6 protein-coding genes are annotated in these 6,270 nt (G+C 69.1%); 3 read left to right on the top strand and 3 right to left on the bottom strand.

Annotation, left to right across the window (positions count from 1 at the left end):
• Nucleotides 1–123: 123 nt before the first annotated feature.
• A complete protein-coding gene (locus NMN56_RS38905) occupies nt 124–1,290 on the bottom strand; it encodes an acyl-CoA dehydrogenase (protein WP_274047338.1) in 1,167 nt (388 codons plus the stop codon).
• Between the two features lie 153 nt (nt 1,291–1,443).
• Between NMN56_RS38905 and NMN56_RS38900 the strand changes: the two genes are divergently transcribed.
• Nucleotides 1,444–2,787, top strand: coding sequence for a UDP-glucose dehydrogenase family protein (locus tag NMN56_RS38900; protein ID WP_274047337.1), 1,344 nt, complete (start codon nt 1,444–1,446; stop codon nt 2,785–2,787).
• A 128-nt stretch (nt 2,788–2,915) separates the two neighbouring features.
• On the opposite strand, the gene NMN56_RS38895 is transcribed toward NMN56_RS38900, so the two are convergent.
• Nucleotides 2,916–3,479: a CGNR zinc finger domain-containing protein gene (locus NMN56_RS38895; protein WP_274047335.1), complete on the bottom strand. Its 564-nt coding sequence runs from the start codon at nt 3,477–3,479 to the stop codon at nt 2,916–2,918.
• A gap of 136 nt (nt 3,480–3,615) precedes the next feature.
• Here NMN56_RS38895 and NMN56_RS38890 point away from each other — a divergent pair, with 136 nt between their 5' ends.
• Nucleotides 3,616–3,999: a VOC family protein gene (locus NMN56_RS38890; protein WP_274047334.1), complete on the top strand. Its 384-nt coding sequence runs from the start codon at nt 3,616–3,618 to the stop codon at nt 3,997–3,999.
• A gap of 117 nt (nt 4,000–4,116) precedes the next feature.
• On the opposite strand, the gene NMN56_RS38885 is transcribed toward NMN56_RS38890, so the two are convergent.
• Nucleotides 4,117–5,334 (bottom strand): LCP family protein, encoded by a 1,218-nt coding sequence (locus NMN56_RS38885; protein WP_274047333.1) that lies wholly within the window; start codon nt 5,332–5,334, stop codon nt 4,117–4,119.
• 241 nt (nt 5,335–5,575) lie between these two features.
• Between NMN56_RS38885 and NMN56_RS38880 the strand changes: the two genes are divergently transcribed.
• Nucleotides 5,576–6,115, top strand: a complete 540-nt coding sequence (locus tag NMN56_RS38880) for an acyl-CoA thioesterase (RefSeq protein WP_274047332.1) — start codon at nt 5,576–5,578, stop codon at nt 6,113–6,115.
• The last annotated feature ends 155 nt before the right edge of the window (nt 6,116–6,270 follow it).

Below are 6,270 nucleotides of genomic sequence, written 5' to 3'. Positions count from 1 at the left end.
TACGGCTCGACGTACTCCCACTCCTCATCGCTCAGTTGCGCACGCGTCATACATCCCTGACTACCGGAGCCGCCCTCGCCAGGAGGGCGAATCCCGCACATTGATCACGACCAAATACAAGCCCTAGGGCAGGTTGCGCGCCATGACGATGCGCTGCACCTGGTTCGTGCCTTCGTAAATCTGCGTGATCTTCGCGTCGCGCATCATCCGCTCGACGGGGTAGTCACGCGTGTAGCCGTAGCCGCCGAGGAGCTGCACGGCGTCGGTGGTGATCTCCATCGCGGCGTCGGACGCGTAGCACTTGGCCGCCGCACCGAAGAAGGTCAGGTCCTCCTTCTCGGCGCCCTGCGAGACGCGCTCGGACCTGGCGGCGGCCGAGTAGGTGAGCTGGCGGGCCGCCTCCAGCTTCATGGCCATGTCCGCGAGCATGAACTGCACGCCCTGGAAGTCCCCGATGGGCTTGCCGAACTGCTTGCGCTCCTGGACGTAGCCCTTGGCGTAGTCGAGTGCGCCCTGCGCGATGCCGAGTGCCTGGGCCGCGATGGTGATGCGGGTGTGGTCCAGGGTCTTCATCGCGGTGGCGAAGCCCGTGCCCTCGGCGCCGATCAGGCGCTCGGCGGGGATGCGGACGTTGTCGAGGTAGACCTCGCGGGTGGGGGAGCCCTTGATGCCGAGCTTCTTCTCGGGGGCGCCGAAGGAGACGCCCTCGTCGTCCTTCTCCACGACGAAGGCGGAGATGCCCTTGGTGCGCTTGTCCGGGTCGGTCACGGCCATCACCGTGTAGGTGTCCGAGACGCCCGCGTTGGTGATCCAGCGCTTGACGCCGTTGAGGACCCAACTGTCGCCGTCCCGCACGGCCTTGGTCTTCATGCCGCCGGCGTCCGAGCCCGCGTCCGGCTCGCTCAGGCAGTACGAGAACATCGTCTCGCCCTTGGCCAGCGGCGTGAGGTAGCGCTTCTTCAGCTCGTCCGATGCGGAGAGGATGACGGGGAGCGAGCCCAGCTTGTTCACGGCCGGGATGAGCGAGGACGAGCCGCACACGCGCGCGACCTCCTCGATGACGATGACCGTGGCGAGCGCGTCGGCGCCCGCGCCGCCGTACTCCTCGGGGACGTGAACGGCGTGCAGGTCGTTGGCGACGAGTGCGTCCAGCGCCTCCTGCGGGAACCTGGCCTCCTCGTCCACCTCGGCGGCGTACGGCGCGATCTTCGCTTCAGCGAGCGCGCGCACCGAGTCGCGGAGCATGTCGTGCTCCTCGGACGGCCGGTAGAGGTCGAATTCAGACGCCAAGGTGTCTCACTCCTCTGAGGGTGTGCATGCTAGTTACCGTTAAGTAACTCAATTTTAGTGGGCGAGGGCCGAGGTGGGGTACGTGAGGTTCGCGACAGGAGAGGCCCCGTTATGCTCGCGGGCAGCGTTCTGCCGTAGCAAGGAGTAACCAGCATGGCTTCGCCCAAGATCACCGTGATCGGCCTCGGATACCTCGGCGCCACCCACGCCGCCGCCATGGCCGAGCTGGGCTTCGAGGTGCTCGGCCTGGATGTGGTGCCCGAGAAGATCCGCAAACTGGAGCAGGGCACGGCTCCCATGTACGAGCCGGGGCTTGAGGAACTGCTGCGTATGCACGTTCCCGGCGTCGAGGGCTCCACGGGACGGCTGCGCTTCACCGAGTCCTGGGAGGAGATCGGCGAGTTCGGGGACGTGCACTTCGTGTGCGTCAACACCCCCCAGAAGCATGGCGAGTACGCCTGCGACATGTCCTACGTCGAACGGGCCATGGACTCCCTCGCGCCGCATCTGACGCGCCCCGCGCTCGTCGTCGGCAAGTCGACGGTCCCGGTCGGCAGCGCGGACCGCATCGCCGACCGCATCGCCGCGCTGGCCCCGGCGGGCGAGGACGCCGAGCTGGCCTGGAACCCGGAGTTCCTGCGCGAGGGCTTCGCCGTCCAGGACACGCTGCACCCCGACCGCATCGTCGTCGGCGTGCGCGGGCCGCGCGGCGAGGAGACGCTGCGCGAGGTCTACGCGCAGCCCATCGCGGAGGGCTCGCCCTTCCTGGTCACCGACTTCCCGACCTCCGAGCTGGTCAAGACCTCGGCCAACTCGTTCCTGGCCACCAAGATCTCGTTCATCAACGCCATGGCGGAGGTCTGCGAGGCCGCAGGCGGCGACGTGGTCAGGCTCGCCGAGGCCATCGGGCACGACGACAGGATCGGCAAGAAGTTCCTGCGCGCCGGCATCGGCTTCGGCGGCGGCTGCCTGCCCAAGGACATCCGCGCCTTCATGGCGCGCGCGGGCGAGCTGGGCGCCTCCGAGGCGCTGACGTTCCTGCGCGAGGTCGACTCCATCAACATGCGCCGCAGGTCCCAGATGGTCGAGCTGACCCGCGACGCGGTGGGCGGCACCCTGCTGGGCAAGCGCATCGCCGTGCTCGGCGCCACCTTCAAGCCCGACTCGGACGACGTACGCGACTCGCCCGCACTCAACGTCGCCGGACAGCTCCACCTCCAGGGCGCGCAGGTCACCGTCTACGACCCCAAGGGCATGGACAACGCCCGCGCCATCTTCCCCACCCTGGGCTACGCGGACACGGCGCTGGAGGCGGTACGCGCGGCCGACGTGGTGCTGCACCTGACGGAGTGGAACGAGTTCAAGGAGCTGGACCCGGGGGAGCTGGGCGACGCGACGGCCACCCGCCACATCCTCGACGGCCGCAACACCCTCGACCCCGCGCTGTGGCGCAAGGCGGGCTGGACGTTCCGCGCCCTGGGCCGCCCCACGGCATGAGCCGCGCCGCGTTCCCGTGAACCACGCCCCGCGCCCCGAAGGGGCGCGGGGAACCGCGCGACCAGCCACAGCGAACCCGCAGCCGGCAACGCACCCACAGCCGACGACACACCCACAGGGGCACACGCTCACTCGCCCCTGCGCGCCCGGTAGGCCCGCATCTTCGCGCGGCTCCCGCACAGGTCCATCCGGCACCAGCGGCGCCGCGCGCCCGGGCTCCTGTCGTAGTACACCCACAGGCAGTCGTGCGCCTCGCACGCCTTCAGCCGCTCCCAGGTGCCGTCCGCAGCCGCGGCGGCGATGCCCGCTGCCACCTGGGCCGTCAGCGCCGCGAGCCCGGTCAGCCCGGGGGCCGGGCGCAGCGCAGCCGTACCGTCGGCCCCGAGGCGCAGGACGAGCGGCGCGCGGGACAGCTTCCGCTCCAGCACGGCCTCGAACCCGGCTTCCGCACCGGCGTCCTGGGGCACCGTGCCGCCCGTGTGCGCGAGACAGGCGGCACGCAGTGCCTCCCGTAGCTCCCGCAGCCCCTCGATGTCACGTGTGCCGAGCCGGATTCCGGTCAACCCGTTCTCACGTGTGAACCGGTCCAGGTCCCCGGGCGACGCCAGGCCGTCCGCACCCGTCTCGACGTCCAGGGTGTTCACCAACTCCTGTACGAGGGCGAGCGGTTGCGGTGCCTGTCTGTCTCCCACCCTTGCCACGTTACCGGCACGCCGCCATCATGAGGTAACCGTCCTCGTTACCGCTTGAGTCTCTATGGTGGTAACGGGCGCCATGGCGCGACCGTACACGGGCACACGGAACGCACCACCGAGGAGAGGAAACACGATGGCCATCGCCAAACTGGGCGTTGTCGTCCTGGACTGTCCCGACACCCGGCGGCTCGCCGAGTTCTACGCGAGCATGCTCGACTGGAAGATCGACCCCCACAGCGACTCCGAGTGGACCGAGGTGGTGGATCCCGACTCCGGCAGGCGGCTCGCCTTCCAGGAGTCCCCGGGCTTCATCCCGCCCCAGTGGCCGAGCCTGGAGCACGCCCAGCAGCTCCACCTCGACTTCGACGTGGCCCCCGAGAAGATCGACGAGGCCGAGCGCGGCGTCCTCGACCTGGGTGCCCGCCTCGTGCAGACCAACGACGAGGGACGGGACTTCCGCGTCTACCTCGACCCGGCCGGGCACCCCTTCTGCCTGTGCCTCACGGACAGGGGCTGACCGCGGGCACGCGCCGCTTCCGTACGGGTCCCGGCACGAGACTCGGTACGAGGCTCTGGAGGAAACACGAGTGGCCGGACCCCCGGTGGGGCCCGGCCACTCGTGTGTGCGCTCGGCTCAGCGGTCCGAGCTGACGGTCACCTTCTCGTCGTTGTTGAGCTGGTCGACGAGCTGCTTGACCTTCGCCTTGTCCCAGGCGAGGTTGCCGCCGGGCGCGGGGCCCGCGATCGGCATGTTCATCGACTTGCCCTCGCCGCCGGAGACGCCCTTCATCGCCCAGAACATCGAGGCGACGTTCCACAGGCTCATGTCCTTGTCGACCTTCAGCGTGTCCAGGCCCGCACCCATCGTGGGGTAGAGCTTGAACGGGTTGAGGACGGTGGACGGCGTCGCCGCCTGGTTCGCCAGCGCGGCCAGGAACTTCTGCTGGTTCTTGGTGCGGTCCAGGTCACTGCCGGGCAGCGCGTACCGGGTACGGACGAACGCCAGCGCCTGCCTCCCGTCGAGGGTCTGCGTGCCCTTCTTCAGGTCGGCGCCGGACTTCTCGTCCTTGATGTCGCGCGGAATGTCCATCTCCACGCCGCCGACGGCGTCCACGATCTTCGCGAAGCCGCCGAAGCCGATCTCCGCGTAGTGGTCGATCTTCAGCCCGGTGTTGTGCTCGACCGTACGGACCAGCAGCTCGGGGCCGTCCTGCGCGTAGGTCGCGTTGATCTTCGTGTGCTTGCCCTGGCCCTCGTAGTGCTTGCCGCTGTCGGAACCGGTGAAGGAGGGAACCTCGACGTCCGAGTCGCGCGGCAGCGAGATCATCGTATTCCCGCTGCTGCCGACGTGCAGGATCATGATCGAGTCGGTACGGCCCTCGTCCGTCGGGCCGCCCGTGTGCAGGTCCTTCTTCTCCTGGTCCGACATGCCCTCGCGGCTGTCGGAACCCACGATCAGATAGTTGGTCCCGTCGCCGCTCTCGGGGCGGTCCTCGACGATGCCGAGGTCCACCTCCTTGCGCAGCTTGGAGTCGGCCCAGAAGTACGTGCCGATCGACCAGACCAGCACGACCACGACCAGCACGATCAGGCCGATCTTGATTCTGCGGCCCCAGTTCGGGCGCGGCCGGTCGTCGTACGGGCCCTGCCCGTCGTCGCGTCCGCCGCCCCCTCCGTACACCTGGCCCGTGTTGTACCCGGAGTCGTACCCCTGCTGTCCTCTGGACTGGGGGGGTACACCCGGCCTCTGTGTATGGGGCATGACACGTGTGGGGTCGGGCCGGGGCGCGTCGCTTCCGCGTCCCTCCCGGCCCCGGGGGCTGTCCGTCCAACCATCGGGCCACTGATTCATGCACGGAAGTGTGCCTGTCCAGGGGGGCGCGAACACAGGGCGGGTACCGCTTCGGGTGCAGGCTGTAGCAGTTCTGATGCAAATACTCAGGTCGGAGCGCCGTCATCTCCCCGCATAAGGTGGCGGGCGTGACCGACCAGGCCCTTCAGGCAGAAGGCGAGCTTCCGGGCAGGCCGGCGTCACCGCGGGCCGGTGACCTCGCCGGATCACGAGGTCGGGGCCGCCCGCTTATGGTGGTGACATGACTGATCAGGGCCCTATATCGGCGGGGGACGACCTCCCCGGAAAGCCGACATCGGCGTCACGTACGACGCTGTCGCACATCATGACGGCGGGTGACACCAACCTGTACGGGACGGTGCACGGGGGCGTGGTCATGAAGCTGGCCGACGACGCGGCAGGCGCGGTCGCGGGGCGGCACTCGGGCGGGCCCGCCGTGACGGCGTCCATGGACGAAATGGCGTTCCTCTCCCCGGTCCGCGTGGGCGACCTGGTCCATGTGCACGCGCAGTGCAACTGGACGGGACGGACATCCCTGGAGATCGGCGTGCGCGTCATGGCCGAACGCTGGAACGAGTCGACCCCCGCGACACAGGTCGGCTCCGCCTACCTCGTGTTCGCCGCGGTCGACGAGAGCGGAAAGCCGCGCTCCGTCCCACCGGTGATCCCGGAGACGGACCAGGACAAACGCCGTTTCCAGGAGGCCCAGATCCGCCGCACACACCGCCTCGCCCGCCGCCGAGCCATCCGCGACCTGCGCGAAGGCCGCACCGACGGGTGAGGGGCGGCGCCGGGGCGGCGAGCGCTGACGCGGGGCCCGGGGGAGCGCCGCGCGAGAGGTTCGGTCGGCGGCCGGAAATGAACTGAACGAGTTTTAGCCACGTTTGCACGGGGTCTAGCGGATACAGGTGGAATCACCAGGATGTCTGGTGTCCC

The organism is Streptomyces iconiensis (genome assembly GCF_028657195.3).
GTDB lineage: Bacteria > Actinomycetota > Actinomycetes > Streptomycetales > Streptomycetaceae > Streptomyces > Streptomyces iconiensis.
This window is presented reverse-complemented; position numbering and strand designations above follow the sequence as displayed.

Coding starts and splice junctions, on each gene's coding strand:
- NMN56_RS38900 (WP_274047337.1), top strand. CDS start 1,444: ATGGCTTCGCCCAAGATCACCGTGATCGGCCTCGGATACCTCGGCGCC.
- NMN56_RS38890 (WP_274047334.1), top strand. CDS start 3,616: ATGGCCATCGCCAAACTGGGCGTTGTCGTCCTGGACTGTCCCGACACC.
- NMN56_RS38885 (WP_274047333.1), bottom strand. CDS start 5,334: ATGAATCAGTGGCCCGATGGTTGGACGGACAGCCCCCGGGGCCGGGAG.
- NMN56_RS38880 (WP_274047332.1), top strand. CDS start 5,576: ATGACTGATCAGGGCCCTATATCGGCGGGGGACGACCTCCCCGGAAAG.